Below are 18,216 nucleotides of genomic sequence, written 5' to 3' on the forward strand. Positions count from 1 at the left end.
CTCACCTTTACTACCATTGTGCGGTCATCAGTCGAAATGTACCGATCACCTCTTTTGCCCCGCCCTCATGACTGTCATAGATCTTGAAAAAGATCCCGCCATCCGGGAGATTGCCACCGAATTGTCCCGTGGCCGTGTAAGTCCAGTCATCCTGATTCGCCAATACTGGCTCAAACTCCAACTTATCGAACAGGGTACCATCCCGATCCAGAATATCCACTTCAACCCGATGCTCACCCTTCTCCACCACAAGATTCAACACCACATAAGCACCGACATCCGGATCACCCGCCTTAAGTTTATTGAACACTTTATCTGGCTGAACAAAACCATTCTCCTGCTGCAGCTTATTCGAAAAGTAGATATTGGTAAGATAAGCCGCCTGTCGATACTTGCCAGAGACCGCCAAGCCAGGAGATAGCAGGCCCAAAATACAGAGTATAACCAGTGCTCTCAAAATAAATTCCATCTGGCTGGTGGTTAAAAGATGAATACGTTGGCCACAGGATAGGGACCATCAAAAAATTGTCAAGGCGACACCCTATTGGATCATCGCCTTACCCAGGCCCCGAGGATCGCTGGCACCGGTCACCGCCCCACTCTCCCGATTCCACATCAGCGCCTGCATATTGCCGTAGTTGGAATCGAGACGCTTCAGTTGATGACCCAGGTGTATCAATGCTTGTTGTTCATCTTCCGTCAATGCATCCGATTCATACTGAATCACATCCGGCAGATATTGATGGTGATAGCGTGGACGCCTCACCCACTCTTCAGGTCCTTCACCTTCTGCCAATGCTAAAATCCCGTGCAGCAACATGGTGATAATCCGGCTCCCACCCGGTGTGCCTAATACCGCTACACCTTGCTCTGTCTCTACAAAGGTAGGTGTCATGCTGGATAACATGCGTTTACCCGGCTCAATGGCATTCGCCTCTCCACCCACTAGACCGTATACATTGGGCGTGCCCGGACGAGCCGAAAAATCATCCATCTCGTCATTGAGCAATATCCCCGTACCGGGCACAACAAAACAGGAGCCGAATGGATAGTTGATACTCAGGGTGGCCGAAACGCGATTCCCCTCCGCATCAATAATGGAGTAGTGCGTAGTATCTTGCCCCTCGGTGGGATTTCCTGCAGGAGCCTGCCGACTCGGCGTCGCCGCATCCATCTGGATACTTCGTGTCAGTCCTGCCGCATAGTCAGGATCAATCAACTGCTTCACAGGTATTGAGACGAAATCCGGATCACCCAGATACTCAGCACGATCACGGTAGGCACGACGCATCGTCTCTACAATCAGGTGTTTCTGTTGAGTCGATGATAGTGTTCCCAAATCATAGCGGGCCAGCTGGTTGAGCATGCTGATCAGCACGATGCCGCCCGATGAGGGTGGCGCTGCACTGACGATCTTGATACCGCGATACTCACCCCGTATCGGCTTGCGTTCCATTACCTGATAAGTGTCTAAATCCTCCAGCTTCCAGATTCCACCAGCCGCTCTGACACCCTGTACCAACCGCTCTGCCACTACACCGCGATAGAAACCATCGTGACCTTTTTCCGCCATCTGAGAAAGCGTCTCCGCCAGTTCAGGTTGTTTGAGCAGATAACCGGCTTCTGGCACCTCGCCGTTGTATAAAAACTGTTGCTGACCCTCAGGCCAACGCCGTAGCTGCTCAAGCCGCCAAGAGGCCATGCGACGATAATGTTCATCCACAGGAAAACCTTCACGGGCCAGATGGATCGCGGGTGCCAATGTTTGACTCAGTGTTAACCTTCCATAAAGAGAAGCAAGATGGGCCAGTGCTGCCGGCTGACCGGGTATGCCTGCTGAGAGCGGACCATTAACCGATAACCCTGGAATCACTTCACCCTGTGGATCCAGGTAGAGATCTCGATGAGCCGCCAAAGGCGCTCGCTCGCGCCCGTCCAGCATCACCTCAAGACCATCCTTTGCCCGATGCAGCATCCAGAAGCCACCGCCACCCATACCGGAACTGTAAGGCTCCACTACCGCCAGTACCGCCGCTACGGTCACTGCCGCATCAAAGGCGTTGCCGCCTTGATTTAATATCGCCAATCCTGCCTCGGTAGCCAGTGGATGGGCCGAGGCAATACCGGCTTGTCCATCAGTCGCTTGAAGCTGGGGGACATAAATGAACACGCCCAACAGTAAAGGTATCAGCCGCAACAAGATTTTAGTCGTTGCAATAAACCTTACAAAATTCGAGTAATTCATGCGTCTTTTTCCAAGCCTCTTCATCTGTGCATCCGTGATGCCGCACGACAATCGGGAGCAATAACATCAAAGTATACCCGCTATAATCAAACAAGGAAGAAATAGGAAATCCGTTACTGCGGCAACCACCCTTCTCTCCGTCACCAATAAGTTCTATGGCATAATCGCTACCGTAAAACATCTGACCAATAGGATTCCAAGCAATATGACTGCTGATAGTACAAAGCCCTTACCGCCCGTTAACCTAGTGATGACAGATGCAGGGCTTGACTCCACGGTTGCCGTCTCGTCACTGGATGAGCATGGACAAATACGAGAAGGCCATATTGCTGCCGAGCGTCCTCTGACGATCTATCTGAATAAGCGCGAACTGGTTACCTTGATGACCTTGGGCTCCCAGCCGGAGATGCTGGTGCTGGGTTGGTTACGTAATCAGCGCTTGATCCAACACGTCGATCAGATCCAGGCCATCCAGGTCGACTGGGAAACCAGCACAGCCGCTATTCAAACCCGCGAAGAGATCGCAGACATCGAGAAAAAGCTGGAACGGAAAACCGTCACAACCGGCTGTGGCCAGGGTACCGTTTTCGGTGACCTGATGGATGATCTGGAAAAGATCAAATTGCCCGAAGTTCAGTTGCGGCAATCACTCATCTATGGGTTGCTCAAGTCACTCGATCAACACAACCAGATCTATCGGCAGGCCGGAGCAGTGCATGGCTGCGCGCTCTGTGAAGGGACTGAGATCCTCCATTTCGTTGAAGAGGTTGGTCGCCATAACGCCGTCGATACCATCGCAGGTCACATGTGGATGAGCCACACATCGGGCGGTGATAAGATCTTCTATACAACGGGTCGCCTTACCTCTGAGATGGTGATCAAGGTGGCGCAGATGGGTATACCCATTCTGCTCTCTCGTTCGGGCGTTACCCAAATGGGACTCGAACTGGCGCAAAAACTGGGCGTAACGCTGGTGGCACGCGCCAAGGGTGAACATTTTTTACTCTATCATGGGACGGAACAGTTTCTGTTCGATCAACCACCCCGCACTATCAAACAGTCGAAGACGAAATGAACAACAACAGAACCCCAAAAATCACCGCCGTGATTCTCGCAGGCGGCATGGCAAGACGCATGGGCGGACAGGACAAGGGACTGATTGATCTGGACGGGCGGCCCCTGATCGCCCATGTGCTGGAACGCATTCAACCTCAGGTGGACCAGGTGGTGATCAACGCCAACCGCAATCTGGAACAATATGCCCGCTTCGGCCATCCGGTAATCAGTGACACGCTCAGCGACTTCCAAGGCCCCCTGGCCGGCTTTCTTGCCGTCATGCAGCAGGTTGATACCGACTTTATTGCCACGCTCCCCTGCGACGGCCCCTGCCTGCCTGACGACTTGATCGAACGCCTACGCAACGCACAACAAGCCGCCAATGCCGACATCGCGGTGGCCCACGACGGTAACCGCATGCAGCCGGTCTACGCCCTCATCGCCACTCACCTGCGACCGAGCCTGGAAGCCTTCCTGCAAGCCGGTGAACGCAAGATCGATTGGTGGTATGCCAAACACAACACCGTCAACGTCGACTTCTCTGACGCCCCCGATACCTTTCTCAATATCAACACCCCCGAAGATCGGGAGCGTTATCTCGCTGGCAAAGACTAAGCCTGGTAGGGTGGGCACGTCGGTTGTGCCCACGCGGATAAAACTGCATTCAACGAGCTATTGAACAAGGCTGTTACGATATCAGCGCATGAAAAACAGTGTAATGTGTAGATACTAACGACAGCGTGGGCACTAATAACGTGCCCACCCTACGCGTGTTATTAGGTAGCTAATGCAGGCGCCCCATCAAACGCCTCTGCAAATCAAACTGCCAGACTGCCACACCCTAAACCTTCGTCCTGGTAGGGTGGGCACGTTATTTGTGCCCACGCGGACGTAATCAAATCAAACAAATGAACATGAGGGTTACGATATCAGCACAGATGAATAATAATTTGGTAAAAAATTATCCATGGCAGTGTGGCACTAAAAATCACCCTATGCGGCTCAGGACGAACTGCTTGCTTTGTGTTTGGCATGCGGTTGCTTGGGGAATATACCGAAAATAGTCCCAACATTTTCTACTTCTCAGGCCATCAGACTGGGAGTGTTAGCATCTGTTGCTTGTCGCGCAAATGTCCGGCTATGTCACGATTGATAATTAGCATTTAATTATATTCTGTGGGTAATGTATATTGCCGCCAAACGATTGGTATCACCAATTATTCATTCAATCTCACATGACAGGTAGAGTATGAGCCTTTCCAAATACAACAATCCCCAAGTGGCGCTTCACTGGCTGACAGCTGCAACCATCAGCTTCCTGCTGGTCACTGGTACTTTCATCCTGAGTCATATCGACAATACGGACCCGACCAAAATAAACAATCTGAAAATACATATGATTGTGGGTGGTCTGGCGCTTGTGTTAACACTGGCGCGGATCTTCTGGAGAGCCCGGTCACCACAACCGGAAGTGCTGGACAACTCCGGTTCTCTTATGGCCAAAGCAGGAACCGCCGCCCATTACGTGCTGAATATGATGGCACTCGTTATTGCAATCAGCGGGGTGGGGCTGGCCTTGCTTTCCGGCCTGCCTGAGGTAGTCTTCTTCGGCCAGGGAGTCCTTCCTGAAAGCTTCTTCGATTATATACCTCGATATGTTCATGGCATCTCCACCAAGATCATGCTGGGACTAGTCGCGTTGCACATCCTGGCCGCGTTCTATCATGCCGTGGTAATCAAGGATTCACCGTTCCGCCGAATGTGGTTCGGTCGGCAGAATGCCTGACTCAAAGCCAAGTAGGGTGGACACCTCGTTTGTGCCCACGCGGATAAAACTGCATTCAACGAGACGCTGAACAAGGGTGTTTAGATATCGGTGCAAGAAAAACAGTGTAATGTGTAGATAACAACGACAGCGTGGGCACAAAAAATGTGCCCACCCTACGCGTTTTATCAGGTTGCCAAGGCAGGCACACCATCAAACGACTCCGCATTGAAATCGACCTTGATCTTTAACAGCGTGCCGGTTCCCTTGGTACCGAACACAGACACTTCTCCGCTAATCCCTTCTACACGGGAGATCACGGTATTCAGCAGCATCTCAGCCATATCAGAGCTACCTTTACTATTGGATTTTGGATCAAACCCAACCATATCTTCAAGCAGTGAAATCTGTACAGACTCTTCAGAGAAAGTGGTACGTACAACGACCTTGCCCTCGCCTTCACTCTGCTCTACAAAGCGCATGACATCCTGTATCACACGATACAGTTCCCACTCTACGCCTTTAGGTAGACGCTGGGTCAGCAAACCTTGCTGATAAAGTTTGACCGGCACTCTACCCCGATCATTGTACTGCTTGCACAATATATCCAAACCATAGGATAACCCGTGCTCTTCAAGACTCTTGGGGTTGAGCGTATGAGATATCTGCTGAATCGCTTTTACGGCCTTACCCATTTCATGGTTTAGTAAGTTTACGACTTCATCACTTACGCCTTTATCCACCATCAGATCAGGCAATCGATTTTTCAGACCAACCAGATGCTCTTCAACACTGTCTTCAATCTCAGCCGCAATTGCTTGTCGCTCATGTTCTTGCGCCCGGTTGACCTGATCAGAGAGTGCTTTCAGTTTATGATCCGCGCTATCGCCTTCCCGTAACGTCAGACGACCAAACAACAGCGCGGCAAACAGCAGTGAGCCACCGGACAGCCCGAGGAAAACCAAAGTACTTTGGCTCAGATTACTATCCAACTCTTGATTCAACTTGGTGTGTACTGCATCAATATCATCGGTGTAGAGACCCGTACCAATAATCCAGTCCCACTTAGGTAATGTCTTGACATAACTGACCTTACCCACTGGGTCAGGGAATCCTGGTTTATCCCACATGTATTCGGTAAAACCGGTTCCATCCTTTGCCGCCTGATCAATATCACGAATCAGGAACTTATTATCTTTGCTTTTCAGATCCCACAGATTACGCCCTTCCAAGGCGGGCTTGGCACCATGAACCAGTGTATTCCCGTTATAGTCATTGACGAAGAAATAACCACTGGGGCCATAACTCAACTTACGAATGATTCCCTTGGCCTCTTCCTGGGCCTGTTGTGGCGCCTGAATAGAATTATTGTAGTGGGCATCGATGGCAGACTCAGCCAAATTGGTGTAGCTATGCAATTCATTGCGTCGCAGCGTCAACATTTGATCACGGAATGTCGCGTTATTAAGCTCCCCGAAATTCCGGGTTTCATAGATGGCAAAGCTCGATATGGCAATGCTCACCAACAGCGTTGGCAACATAGCCAGAAGCATCATGCGGTATTTCAATGAAATGGTTTTCACTCTCTCCTCCTTTAATTTATTATCAAGTAGATCCCCAACCCTAAGCATAGAAGCCGCATTTTTTCGATTACAGTTTATTTCTCTATTTTTCGTTATCTGTATCACGTTTTACGCCTGATATTTCGCACAAAACCACTATTTGTTTCTTTTGTAACCATTTGGTAAAAAAAAAGGGTGCCATTTAAAGGCACCCAAAGAGAGAATAGGAGAATACGATGAAGGTGCTATTTCACCCGATGCATAGGGCGAAATAACACCTGAGGGATTTTCTAAAGCAGACTATGGCGCAAACGCCTGAATACCCGTCTGGGCACGACCAAGGATCAACGCATGCACATCATGCGTTCCTTCATAGGTGTTAACCGCTTCCAGATTCATGGCATGGCGAATTACATGGAACTCATCGGAAACACCATTACCACCATGCATATCACGTGCAATGCGCGCAATATCCAACGCCTTGCCTGCATTGTTACGCTTCATCATGGAGATTGCCTCTGGAGCGGCATTTCCTTGATCAAACAATCGTCCAAGTTGCAGACAGCCCTGTAACCCCAGGGTTATTTCTGTCTGCATATTGGCCAGTTTCAATTGAATAAGCTGATTGGCTGCCAGTGGCCGGCCAAACTGCTTACGATCGAGTGTGTAGTTGAGTGCGCGATGCCAACAATCTTCAGCAGCTCCCAGTACACCCCAGGCAATGCCGTAGCGCGCACGATTGAGACAGCCAAATGGGCCAGACAGTCCTTTCACATTCGGCAACAAATTTTCGGCAGGAACAAACACCTCATCCATCACGATCTCGCCCGTAATAGAGGCACGCAGTGAGAACTTGCCTTCAATCTTCGGTGCGGAGAGTCCCTTCATACCCTTTTCCAGGATAAATCCGCGAATAACCCCTTCGTCATCCTTTGCCCAGACAACAAAGACATCCGCAATCGGCGAGTTGGTGATCCACATCTTTGAACCAGAAAGCGAATAACCACCTTCCACCGTTCTGGCACGCGTCTTCATGCCGGCAGGATCCGAGCCATGATCGGGTTCAGTTAAACCAAAACAACCGACCAATTCACCCGTCGCCAGCTTTGGTAGATATTTTTGCCGATGCTCTTCTGTTCCATAGGCATAGATGGGATGCATCACAAGGCTGGACTGCACACTCATCGCAGAGCGATAACCTGAATCAACGCGCTCCACTTCACGGGCAATCAACCCGTAGGAGACATAATTGAGACCCGCACAGTCGTAACCATCAATAGTACATCCGAGCAAACCCAACTCACCCATCTCGTTCATGATCTCACGATCAAAATGCTCATGGCGATTGGCTTCAAGCACACGAGGCATCAACTGTTCCTGACAGTATTTCTGCGCTGTGTCCCGCACCATCCGCTCTTCTTCCGTAAGCTGCTGATCAAGCAGCAGTGGATCTTCCCACTTGAATGGGGCTCTTGCCTGGGTTTTTGAATTCATAGCCACTCTTCCGGTTATCTGAGAATGGTGGATGCGCTGCGCTTATCCACCCTGCGTCTCTATCAATTGTAATTAGGACCATCGCGTAGGGTGGGCACGTCGTCCGTGCCCACCACTTTGTCCCGTGCCGTACCTTCCGCGTGGGCATAAAAACGTGCCCACCCTACCGAGCTAAATATACTGACCGCTATCTACCTTGATGATTTCACCGGTAATCATACGCGCCGCATCGGATAACAGGAACAGTACGGCGTTGGCAATATCTTCTGGTGTCGCCAACTCTTTTAATACTGTCTCGTCCAGTGCCTTTTGCAGATACTCTTCCGGTAGTTTCTTAGCCATCTCAGTAAGCACCATACCCGGTGCAACGGCATTAACGGTCACGCCCTTACTGCCTAGTTCACGGGCGGCCGTTTTGGTGAGGCCAATCATTCCCGCCTTGGCCGCACTGTAATTAGCCTGGCCAAACTTACCCCGCATGCCATTGATCGAGGTGATGTTAACAATACGTCCATAGCCCTGCTCTCGCATGCGCGGAGCCAATGCCCGGATCAGATAAAAGGCACCACCCAGATTGATATTGATAACAGAACTCCACTCGTCATCACTCATCTTGGCAATGCTTTTGTCGCGTGTAATACCGGCGTTATTCACCAGCAAGGTCACGTCGTCCGCGAGTTCATCTACCGCTGCCTGCACACTCGCCGGGTCACCGATATTAACTTGATGAAATATTCCTGGAAGCGTGTCCGCATCACCAATGGTCAAGTCAAAAATATGTACTTCCGCGCCTGCCTGCTGGAGCATTTCGGCCACGGTACGACCAATACCACTGGCACCCCCTGTGACGATTGCTTTTCGACCTGTAAAATCCCACATAGATGCAACCTCAAAGCGCGCAGGAGAGCGATAATTCCTGGGCGGGCCGGAAACCTGAACTGGCCAAGAAACGGTTCAGATCAAAATTTTCCCACTCCACCTCAGTGCGTACATTTTCTACTTGCAGTGAGGCCAGATTGTCCATGAGTTGAGCCATCAGAGCAGAACCGATACCACTGCCCTTGTATTCTGGCCCTACACCCAAGGTATCCACTACAGCGGTAGAGTCAGCGCGACCAAAACTGCCGTAATCTACGCGTGCCATGATGAAGCCAGCAACCATTCCATCCTGCTCTGCAACCATTGAAACACGAATACCTGAGTCGGAGATCACCTCTGACACTTTTTGCTGAAGATAGTCACTGCGGTCTTCATTGGTGATGTGCTTATCAATTCGGCGAATGGAATTGAGGTCTGATTCGGCCAGTGAGCGTACTGGGCGAAGACCAATATCATCATCTTCATCAAGTGCCAGCGGACTGGTATCACGAGTTAACACGTTACGCGCGGCCAAAGCAAAGCCGGCATTGGAAAAATAGGCCAACAGTTCTTGCTGATGCCAGTTTGCTTGTGTCTGCAGCGTGCCACAACCCCGCTTTTTGGCCTCATCTTTCAGTGCATTCATTAACATCATTCCAACACCTGAACCCTGCTCCCCGGGCTGCACACCCAAGGCATCAATAACCGCGACAGGCTGATGTGTACCAAACTCACCTTTAAGAACATGCGCACAGAGGAACCCGCAAACCTGTCCCTTTATACTTGCGACATAACTGATGTAAGTTTCCGGTGAACGACTCATCGCCTGCAATCGCTTATTAAAAAACTCCGGGCGCGGACTACCACCCAAATTCTTATCCAACGCAATCACCTGGTCTATATCACTTTCCTGTAATTGCTGGATCTGGCATTTTTTTTCTGACATCGCAACCCACCTCCGGGTAATTTGTTTGGCTTTACTAATGCGCAACCACGCAATTTAGTCAGCACGCTAGGCGAAAGGATTCACCGCAAGGCATCATTATCATAAAGCCCTGCAACAAAGTGAACCGCTACTCGTTGATCGTTAACTCAATGTAACGAATCGTACTTCGCCAATAATTGCTCTTCAGTCTCTTCGAAATCCGGATTGGGTACGATGCAGTCTGGCGGACAGACCAGCTGACATTGGGGCTCATCTTCTGCACCCACACACTCTGTACACTTGAGCGGATCAATTACATAAATCTCTTCACCCTGGGTGATAGCCTCATTCGGGCACTCAGTCGGGCATGCGTCACAAGCCGTGCAGTCTTCATTGATCATAAGGGCCATAACATTTTCTCCTTACTCAATCTTCAATAGGTCGTCTACCGACGTCAATAATAAGAGGTAAACTGGGTTAAGAGGCCTTGGCCAAATCACTGCCCTGTGCTGCCAATTTGTCATAGCGGTATGCGCCCCATATCGCTGCACCAATGGCACCACCATAGGGTGAGTCTGGATGGCTCACGGCCTTACCCTGCACTTTCATTTTAACCATCGCTTCATTAATCGATGCGGTCAAACCTTCATCCAGTGCCAAACCGCCACTCAGGAAAGTAACCCCTTCGTTGGCTTTAATGACGCGGAGAAGCTTCACCAGACGACCGGCCATGGAGTCATGAATGCCCTTAAGAATATTCGATGCAGAGATACCACGGGAAACCATGTTGATCACATCCGTCTCAGCCAATACTGCGCAGATACTGGAAACATCTTCTGGATTATCCGCTTTCTTGGAAAGCTCACCGATCTCATTCTGGGCAATACCCAGGTAGCGTGAAATATTCTCCAGAAACTGTCCTGAGCCAGAGGCACACTGGCTCGTCATACGATAAGTCAGCACCTTGCCTTTCTCATCCATCTTAACGGCACGGCCATTCAATGCCCCCATATCTAATACTGAACGTGATTCAGGATTTAGATAAATTGCACCACGACTGTGAGTCGTCATAGAATAGAAATGCCCCGTTGAAAAAGGAATATTTTCTCCTTCACCGGTCGTAGCAATATAGTCGATATCCGCTTCCGTCAACCCAGCCTCTTCAATCACTTCATCGAAGGCACGTCTTGTCAGCTCCATTGGATCGCGTTGACGAATTTTGTCATTTCGACGGGCAACCCACTCAATCTGATCACCATTGACTTTGAACAATACGGTCTTGATACAACCGGTACCGACATCGATGCCTATAGTAGTAGTCATGGTTAAGCCTCCTCAACGGCACGGCGGGCAAACTCTGCACCACCCAATGCACCGGTATAGATTGAATCAGGGTCAATATTGATCTTCACGTCACCGTAGTTCTCTTTGACCAGCTCATGCAACTGCTTTACAGCCGCTTCATTTTTAGCCACACCACCGGTAAAGGTAAACTCATCGGTAATACCACCCGAGCGGGAGATAATCGACATGGCGCGTAAGATAATGGCGCGATGCAGTCCAGCCATAATGTTTTCACGCTTCTCACCCATGGCCAGACGATCACGCAATTCCGCACCCGCAAACACCGTACAGGTAGAATTGATCCGCGTTGTCTTGGTTGCCTGCATGGCCATAGGACCGAGCTCGTGCAGACCCAGGTTCATTTCATCTGCGATGTAACCCAAATAGCGGCCGCAGCCGGCGGCACAGCGATCATTCATCTGGAAATTAACCACGATGCCTTTATCATCCACCTGAATACCTTTGGTATCCTGGCCACCGATATCCAGCACTGTCCGGGTCTTCGGATACATCAAGTGAGCACCCAGGCCGTGACAAAGGATCTCTGAACGAATGTGCTCTTTTGGGAAAGGCAGGCGTACACGACCGTACCCGGTACCGACGACAAAGGTCTCTTCGAGATCAATGGCAAGCACATCACGGATAACCTTCATGACTTCATCCGCATCGACACTCAGCCCTGCATCTTCTTTTAACACTTGCTCAAGTGCACGCAGAAACTTGCCTTCCATATCATCGTTTGGCGGACGATTCTCCACTTCGATAATGGACTTGTCATAAACATTAATCAGGGTATCAAAACTCGTCCCCAACTCTTTAGCCGTCTCTTCGGCAATGTTCATATACTCGGTGCCCGCCAGATCACGGAAGAAATCTGACTTGCGTTTTACACCAGGGCCAAACAGTTTCTGCAGAGTCTGTCCTAAGCGATTAAACACCACATCCAGTGAAGCGCAAATCTTCTCTTTCTGACCGGGATACCTTAAATCGTCCGAATTGGCCGCACAGGTCTGATGCAAGTCATTTAACTGCTCCAGGAATAATTCCAAACGAAAATGGCGTTCCAGGTTATCCAACAACCGATCAATACCTTCACCTTCCAAACCGGCCAACCCTTCCAGGGAGCGGTGGAACAGGGTAAACCGGGTACTGATCATTGCTTCCAGCTTGGCTACCCGACTGGCCGTATCATAGTTGGACCGTGAATTGGTGATACCACGACCCAAGACTTCACCTTTCTCATCCATCACCACCGCCTTGGTAGTGGTGGATCCCAGGTCAATGCCTATATAACACTTCATAATCAGCCCCTTAAAATTGTCTGCTGGATTGACGTTTCTGATCCACCATCTGGAAATAACTCTCCAGGCGATTCTTCACATTAGCTGCGGAGAAGTAACGTGGATCGACCAGGTCAGTCTCAATAAACGCACCAGGCTTACCGGTACGTTTTTCGATCTCATTCATCATCATTAACTGTCCAGCCGAGAAGCTGTTACAGCTTTTAATGGAGTTGATCAAAAGACCGTCAGCCTGGAAGTCATTCATGTAATTTTCAATCATGTCAACACGGCTGGGCATATTGCGGTTGGTGTAGCAACCGAGGCAGTAATCCGCCAGTGACTCCAGTGGATTCTCTGGATCATGGCGGAAACCCTGATCATAAACACCACCCACCTTGGTATAGGTACTTGATACCACTACAGCGCCTTCGTCATAGAACATCTTCCAGAACTCGCGGAAGCTGGTCCAGTTAGGTGGACCTTCGACGACCAGGCGATATTTCTCTTCACCCATATCACCTTCAGGTGTGATGGGGCCGAGGCCGGCCTCCATGCGTTTTTCAATTTCAGCACGCAGCAACTGGTAATACTCGATCGCGTCTTGTGTACCACGGAAGGCGGTAAAGATTGGCCCAATGTAATAGACGCCGCCAAAGTAGGCATCAATGGGTGAACGCACTTTCTTAGCGCTATCCAGTACCCATACCAGGTCATCTTCCGCCTTGGCAGAGCGTGCCAGATTCTCACGCAGACGATCGATATCAAACTTGTTCCCAGAGACGCGCTCCAGCGTTGGAATCACTTCTTCCTTCAGCTGCTTGACTACAAAATCGCGCATATTGTCGGTCACGACACCATCACCGGTGTATGGGACTTGCAGCATGACCGTCTCACAGTTGTACTCTTTACGCAGCAGTTCAAACCACTTCATGAAGGTAAAGCAACCGGTATAGGAGAGCAAAAGCAAATCAGGCGCAGGCATCGGCTTACCATTCGGCGCGATATTACCCTTTGACATCATGCCGATATCTGCCTTCACATAGGTACAGACATCTTCTGAGTGACCTGAACGTTCGGCGTCCATAATCATGGCGCCACTCTGTTTACGCATACCATTATTGATGGCATTGATCTCTGGCAGGTTATTCAACATGCCAAAGCTGTTAATCAACTCATTAAGATTTCCGGGCACAAAGGTTGAAGCGACCTTCTGACCTGTTTCTGGAGCAGAGGTAATAGCATCATAATTTCGTGCAATCATCTCCTTCTGCTTAAGCATCGACAAATCTTTAATGACTTCTGTCTGAGCATTTGCACTCATGATTATATCTCCTTACCCCAAAGCTTGATTGAGTCGGCAAAGGTACCCGTCTGCTCACGGATCGGTTGCATCTGGCCTGAGTTTTCCGCGTATTTAAATGAAATATGCGGCACCTTGTTTTCAGCCATTTTCGCCGCCAGCAGCGGACGTTCCAGCAACGCCGGATCACAGAATGAAGGTGCGGCAAAAATCACACCTTCTGCCTTGTTTTTCTGTACCGAGTCATACAGATATTGACCGACCTTCTCTTGCGTATCGCTGTATTTAGCCGATGAATCCGCGGAATGATGCAGGAAAGCATCCGCCAAATTCTTGATAGGGTCACCTTCAGTCGGCACCTCTTCCATCAGCCAGCGGTTAACCATCATGTAGTCATCATCGACCACATAACAGCCTGACATCTCAATCGACTTGATAAGATTCAAAGGCGGCTGCTCACAGAAAGCACCGGTAGTAATGACGCGACAGTTATCACGCATTGGGCGGTCTTCTTCTTGCGCCGCTGCGATATAGGCCTGCATCATAGGAATGTGCTCTTCTACCGGCAGCACCATTCCTGCACGCATCAGCAGATAGACTTCTGAGCTCGGCACTTTCCAAGGTTCAGCTGAACGCAGGGCGTAAACATCACGCACCAATTGACGATGTTCGTTGTAGATCTTTATCGAATTACTAATCGCTTCATCGGTGATCTTACGACCGGAGATCTTCTCCATATCATGTCGCAGCTCTTGCATCTCTTGCTGGTAATATTTACCACCAATGTCGTCGCGATAATTCTGCGGTACGTCGAAATACTTGGCATAGATGCCCGGCTTCATCAGCTTCCACATACCCGACAGGTTGCGGATTACATCGCAGATACTGGGGAACAGCATGCCATCAACAAAGTCAAGACGACCCGTCAGTCCCAACTCAATAGTGGAACGCGGAATACGACAGATGTAACTCTGGTAAAAGGCATCGCCATGAATAACCTCAAGTTCATCGCCACCACCCAATATACCCAGCGGTAGCATACCCGCTGCATGAATGATCTCCTCTGGAATATAGACCGGCATAAAACCAATCACTTTGCGGCCTGGCTCGGCCTCTTTCCATGCACGTGATGCGGCGAAGGTGGTATCTTCATACAACTCTTCACAGCGTGCGATTATCTCTGCAGTACTCATACTTACCTGTCCTCCCATTTGGCTGGACGTTTCTCCAGGAACGCATTCAAACCTTCTACTGCATCATGGCTTGCCATAAGGCTGTCCAGATAAAGGGCTTCAACACTTGCCAGTTTGGCTTTGATACGCGCCACCACATCGGTTCTTACCGCCTGCACTGCAAATCGCAATGAGGAAGCTGAGTGGGGTGCAAGAAATTTTTCGAAATAAGCGATGGCCGCTTCTTCAGGGTTTTCTGCTAACCGATTAACCAGACCCATTGTCAGGGCCTCATCACCCTTAACACTGCGACCAGAAAACAGCAGGTCTTCTGCATTCGACTGACCAATGCGTTCGGGCAATAGGCAGGAAGCCGCCGGAGCAAATACGGCCAACTGAATTTCCGGCTGCCCCAGCCGGCTATCCGGTGTAGCAAACAGCATGCTGCCGGCCGCCGCAACTTCCAGGCCACCACCCAGGCACTGCCCCTGAATGGCTACCAGGATTGGCACAGGAAAATCCAACATGGTTTCGATCAATTGGTGCAATGAACGTAGCATCGTTGCGCAACTGCCCGGCAGGTGCTCCTCGACACTGGCACCGAAGCTGAAGTGGGGACCTTCAGCATCCAGTAACACAGCACGAAGAGACGCCTGCCCGACATATTGCTCGAAGGCCGTTTGCAGAGCGCCGATCATGGCGGCATCCACAATATTGGCCTTGGGACGGTTAAGCCGCAGCCGTAACAGCGTCTCATCCCGTTCCAACCAAACCTTGAGCGGTGAATCGCTCATGCGTTAGCCCTCCTTACCAGGCATCAAGCTCTCGATCAGCTCTTGCGACCAGGGAGTAGCCTCTGCCAGCGCTTGACGTAAGGCGACAAAATCAATCTCACGACCCACTTCACGATTACCTTCATTAAAGGCACGGAATCCGGTGTTGGCCTCATTCATCATGTTCAGCGCCAACCAGGCACGGGAGTTTTCTTTATTGCGATTCCACGCATCCAATTTCGGTTTGCGCAGCTCTTCCAGACTCTTGGTCATACACTCAGGGAAAGTTTCAATCAGCTTGGCGCAAAGATCTTCGACGGCCTGGTCCAGCAGGCTGAGATCAATCTCACCGGTCTTCATTAACTCTTTTGCGGCCTTTGCCTGATCGCCCGTCTTGAATTCGCCATGCACGATACGGCCGTACTGATCAAGCATCTGATCTGTGATCGCCATCGGATTGGCAACAAACTCACCATTCACTTTCAGCGCAGGAACAATCTGGGAAACGATACCAAGGCGATAGGCTTTATGTGCCGAGAAGGGTTCGCACAAGGTGCCAGAGACCATGGCCTGCTCACAGCCGATCATCACTGGAAGAAAATCGGTAGCGCCACCAATGGCAGCTGAACCGTGCTTGGGACCAGCTTGACCAAAATTGGCCAGATCCTGTGCAACTGAGTAATCAGCCGCCATACCAATCTCTTGACCACCGCCGATGCGCATGCCGTTTACACGGCACACTACTGGCTTGTCACAACCCAGCATGGCACTGACCATGTCATTGAACAGTCGCATGTACTGACGGTATTCCTGCGGGTTGCCGGCATAGTATTCGGCGTACTCTTTGGTATTTCCACCGGTACAGAATGCCTTGTCACCCGCGCCGGTGAAGACAACCGCGTTCACATCACGGGCATTGCTTGCCGCACGGAAAGCGAGAATCACGCCTTTCACCATCTCGGTGGTATAAGAGTTGTATTGCGCTGGATTGTTCAGGGTGATCCACATGTTGTAGAGCCCTTCAGCCACCGTGCCATCACGACGTTTGGCCGGACGTTTCTCAACCAACAGACCCTCGAAGCTGAGCTCAGGCACCAGGTTGTGATCGACCGCATGGGCCGGCTTGGAATTATTGATAATGTTGCGTGTTGAATCTCTCATAATACGTCCCCTTTAAAGATTCGGAACCAAAATGGCACGCTCAGTCAGCAGGTGGTTTTTGGCCGCCTCAAACACTGCGTTTATGTCGTTTAATGAATGGAGTTTCACGAACGGCTTCATCTGGATTTTGTTCTGCATCACCAGATCAAGCGCCCTTGGATAATATTCAGGCAGGCAGCCCCAGTTACCCTGCAAACGAGCACTAAAGGCCATCAAGTTTGATAGCCGCAGCTCCAGTTTCGCCATGGTAAAACCGACTACTGCCAGATGCGACCCATAAGTAATAAGACTGAAAGCAGTCTCTTGGCCCGGTGCAGAGCCAGAGCACTCAAAGATTTTCCACTCGGTGGCACGAAGGCCATTGCTCTTCACATACTCTTTGATCAGCTGCTTGATTGCCCGTGCGTCATGCTCCTTGGCATTGAGTGTCATCGATGCGCCGAAATCTTTTAGTTGATCGAGTTTGCCCTGATCCACATCAATGGCAATGACTGTAGCGCCCATTGCATTGGCAATCTGTACGGCGTAACCACCCACACCGCCCACACCAATAACGATAGCCACATCACCTTCATTGATCTCAGCCAACACGGCCGCCTGGTAGGGTGTGGTAACGGCATCAGCCAGAACCGCGACTTCAGCCAGGCTCATGCCTGCAGCTTCAAGCTGCTTCTCATCTACCATGCAGAGACCACGAGCCGGCACATTAATATGGGTTGCGAAACCGCCCTGTATATCGTTACCCGGCATTTTCTGGCTACGGCACATGGTACCAAGCCCGCGTTTACAAAGATCACACTCACCGCAAGGCATCACCGCCGGTATGACAACCGCTTTGCCGGTCAATGCCTCCACACCTTCACCGGCAGCCACCACACGACCACTGATCTCATGCCCAAGCACCAGAGGGAGTTCATGATTAGTACGTACACCGTCGTACAGGAATCCCAGGTCAGTATGACAAACACCGCACCCAGCCACTTCTACCGTTACTTCGCCGGCAGCTGGCAATTCGGGAGAGAACGACTCTTTTACAAAGGGTTCTCCAACAGCAGTCATTAACCATCGGTGTCCGTTAATACTCATCGTGTGATCTCTCCAAAAGTTCATTTCACGCACTAATGCTGTGGTGATGAATTATATTTCACTTTACCCTCTTGTCAACATTTTTTTATGTACTATATTTCCTTTGACATATCAAATATCATGAAATATGATTCATTACAGCACGATTATAGGGGTATTACCAAGCATACTCCTGCGATATATATCATATAT

The 18,216-nt window shown here is 50.2% G+C and carries 17 protein-coding genes; 3 read left to right on the forward strand and 14 right to left on the reverse strand.

All coding sequences use genetic code 11. The features are described 5' to 3' along the window. Positions 1-10: 10 nt before the first annotated feature. The gene (locus FHP88_RS15905; protein WP_144360072.1) at positions 11-457 is read right to left on the reverse strand and encodes a hypothetical protein; all 447 of its coding nucleotides are present in this window, start codon (positions 455-457) and stop codon (positions 11-13) included. Positions 458-541: 84 nt separating this feature from the next. After that, positions 542-2,203 (reverse strand): gamma-glutamyltransferase, encoded by a 1,662-nt coding sequence (gene ggt / locus FHP88_RS15910; RefSeq protein ID WP_420493008.1) that lies wholly within the window; start codon positions 2,201-2,203, stop codon positions 542-544. Positions 2,204-2,450: 247 nt separating this feature from the next. On the opposite strand from ggt, the gene FHP88_RS15915 reads away from it, so the two are divergent. The 3 genes from FHP88_RS15915 to FHP88_RS15925 all read left to right on the forward strand — a co-directional run bounded on the left by FHP88_RS15915 (position 2,451) and on the right by FHP88_RS15925 (position 5,087). Next, positions 2,451-3,320, forward strand: a complete 870-nt coding sequence (locus FHP88_RS15915) for a formate dehydrogenase accessory sulfurtransferase FdhD (protein WP_144360074.1) — start codon at positions 2,451-2,453, stop codon at positions 3,318-3,320. Then, positions 3,317-3,916 (forward strand): molybdenum cofactor guanylyltransferase MobA, encoded by a 600-nt coding sequence (gene mobA / locus FHP88_RS15920; protein ID WP_144360075.1) that lies wholly within the window; start codon positions 3,317-3,319, stop codon positions 3,914-3,916. Before FHP88_RS15915 ends, mobA begins: the two co-directional genes overlap by 4 nt. Positions 3,917-4,550: 634 nt before the next feature. Beyond that, positions 4,551-5,087: a cytochrome b gene (locus FHP88_RS15925; RefSeq protein WP_144360076.1), complete on the forward strand. Its 537-nt coding sequence runs from the start codon at positions 4,551-4,553 to the stop codon at positions 5,085-5,087. Positions 5,088-5,254: 167 nt separating this feature from the next. On the opposite strand, the gene FHP88_RS15930 is transcribed toward FHP88_RS15925, so the two are convergent. The 12 genes from FHP88_RS15930 to had all read right to left on the reverse strand — a co-directional run bounded on the left by FHP88_RS15930 (position 5,255) and on the right by had (position 18,024). Then, complete coding sequence (locus FHP88_RS15930; RefSeq protein ID WP_186297759.1) at positions 5,255-6,649, reverse strand: cache domain-containing protein; 1,395 nt, start codon at positions 6,647-6,649, stop codon at positions 5,255-5,257. Between the two features lie 279 nt (positions 6,650-6,928). After that, on the reverse strand, positions 6,929-8,122 hold the full coding sequence (locus tag FHP88_RS15935; RefSeq protein ID WP_144360078.1) for an acyl-CoA dehydrogenase: 1,194 nt from the start codon (positions 8,120-8,122) through the stop codon (positions 6,929-6,931). Positions 8,123-8,293: 171 nt separating this feature from the next. Further along, positions 8,294-9,001 (reverse strand): 3-oxoacyl-ACP reductase FabG, encoded by a 708-nt coding sequence (fabG, locus tag FHP88_RS15940; RefSeq protein ID WP_144360079.1) that lies wholly within the window; start codon positions 8,999-9,001, stop codon positions 8,294-8,296. 10 nt (positions 9,002-9,011) lie between these two features. Beyond that, positions 9,012-9,926 (reverse strand): GNAT family N-acetyltransferase, encoded by a 915-nt coding sequence (locus tag FHP88_RS15945; protein WP_144360080.1) that lies wholly within the window; start codon positions 9,924-9,926, stop codon positions 9,012-9,014. A gap of 146 nt (positions 9,927-10,072) precedes the next feature. Next, a complete protein-coding gene (locus tag FHP88_RS15950) occupies positions 10,073-10,315 on the reverse strand; it encodes a YfhL family 4Fe-4S dicluster ferredoxin (RefSeq protein ID WP_144360081.1) in 243 nt (80 codons plus the stop codon). Positions 10,316-10,382: 67 nt separating this feature from the next. Next, entirely contained in the window at positions 10,383-11,228 is an 846-nt protein-coding gene (gene bcrD / locus FHP88_RS15955) for a benzoyl-CoA reductase subunit D (RefSeq protein ID WP_144360082.1), read from the reverse strand. A 2-nt stretch (positions 11,229-11,230) separates the two neighbouring features. Next, positions 11,231-12,550 (reverse strand): benzoyl-CoA reductase subunit A, encoded by a 1,320-nt coding sequence (bcrA, locus tag FHP88_RS15960; protein WP_144360083.1) that lies wholly within the window; start codon positions 12,548-12,550, stop codon positions 11,231-11,233. A gap of 10 nt (positions 12,551-12,560) precedes the next feature. After that, a complete protein-coding gene (gene bcrB / locus FHP88_RS15965; protein WP_144360084.1) occupies positions 12,561-13,853 on the reverse strand; it encodes a benzoyl-CoA reductase subunit B in 1,293 nt (430 codons plus the stop codon). A 2-nt stretch (positions 13,854-13,855) separates the two neighbouring features. Further along, a complete protein-coding gene (bcrC, locus tag FHP88_RS15970; protein WP_144360085.1) occupies positions 13,856-15,025 on the reverse strand; it encodes a benzoyl-CoA reductase subunit C in 1,170 nt (389 codons plus the stop codon). 2 nt (positions 15,026-15,027) lie between these two features. Continuing rightward, positions 15,028-15,798, reverse strand: a complete 771-nt coding sequence (locus tag FHP88_RS15975) for a cyclohexa-1,5-dienecarbonyl-CoA hydratase (RefSeq protein WP_144360086.1) — start codon at positions 15,796-15,798, stop codon at positions 15,028-15,030. A gap of 3 nt (positions 15,799-15,801) precedes the next feature. Continuing rightward, entirely contained in the window at positions 15,802-16,938 is a 1,137-nt protein-coding gene (gene oah / locus FHP88_RS15980) for a 6-oxocyclohex-1-ene-1-carbonyl-CoA hydratase (protein WP_144360087.1), read from the reverse strand. A 12-nt stretch (positions 16,939-16,950) separates the two neighbouring features. Further along, positions 16,951-18,024: a 6-hydroxycyclohex-1-ene-1-carbonyl-CoA dehydrogenase gene (gene had, locus FHP88_RS15985; protein WP_144360088.1), complete on the reverse strand. Its 1,074-nt coding sequence runs from the start codon at positions 18,022-18,024 to the stop codon at positions 16,951-16,953. Positions 18,025-18,216 lie beyond the last annotated feature (192 nt).

Origin of the sequence: Sedimenticola selenatireducens, assembly GCF_007625115.1 — a bacterium.
In the GTDB taxonomy this organism is placed as follows: domain Bacteria; phylum Pseudomonadota; class Gammaproteobacteria; order Chromatiales; family Chromatiaceae; genus Sedimenticola; species Sedimenticola selenatireducens_A.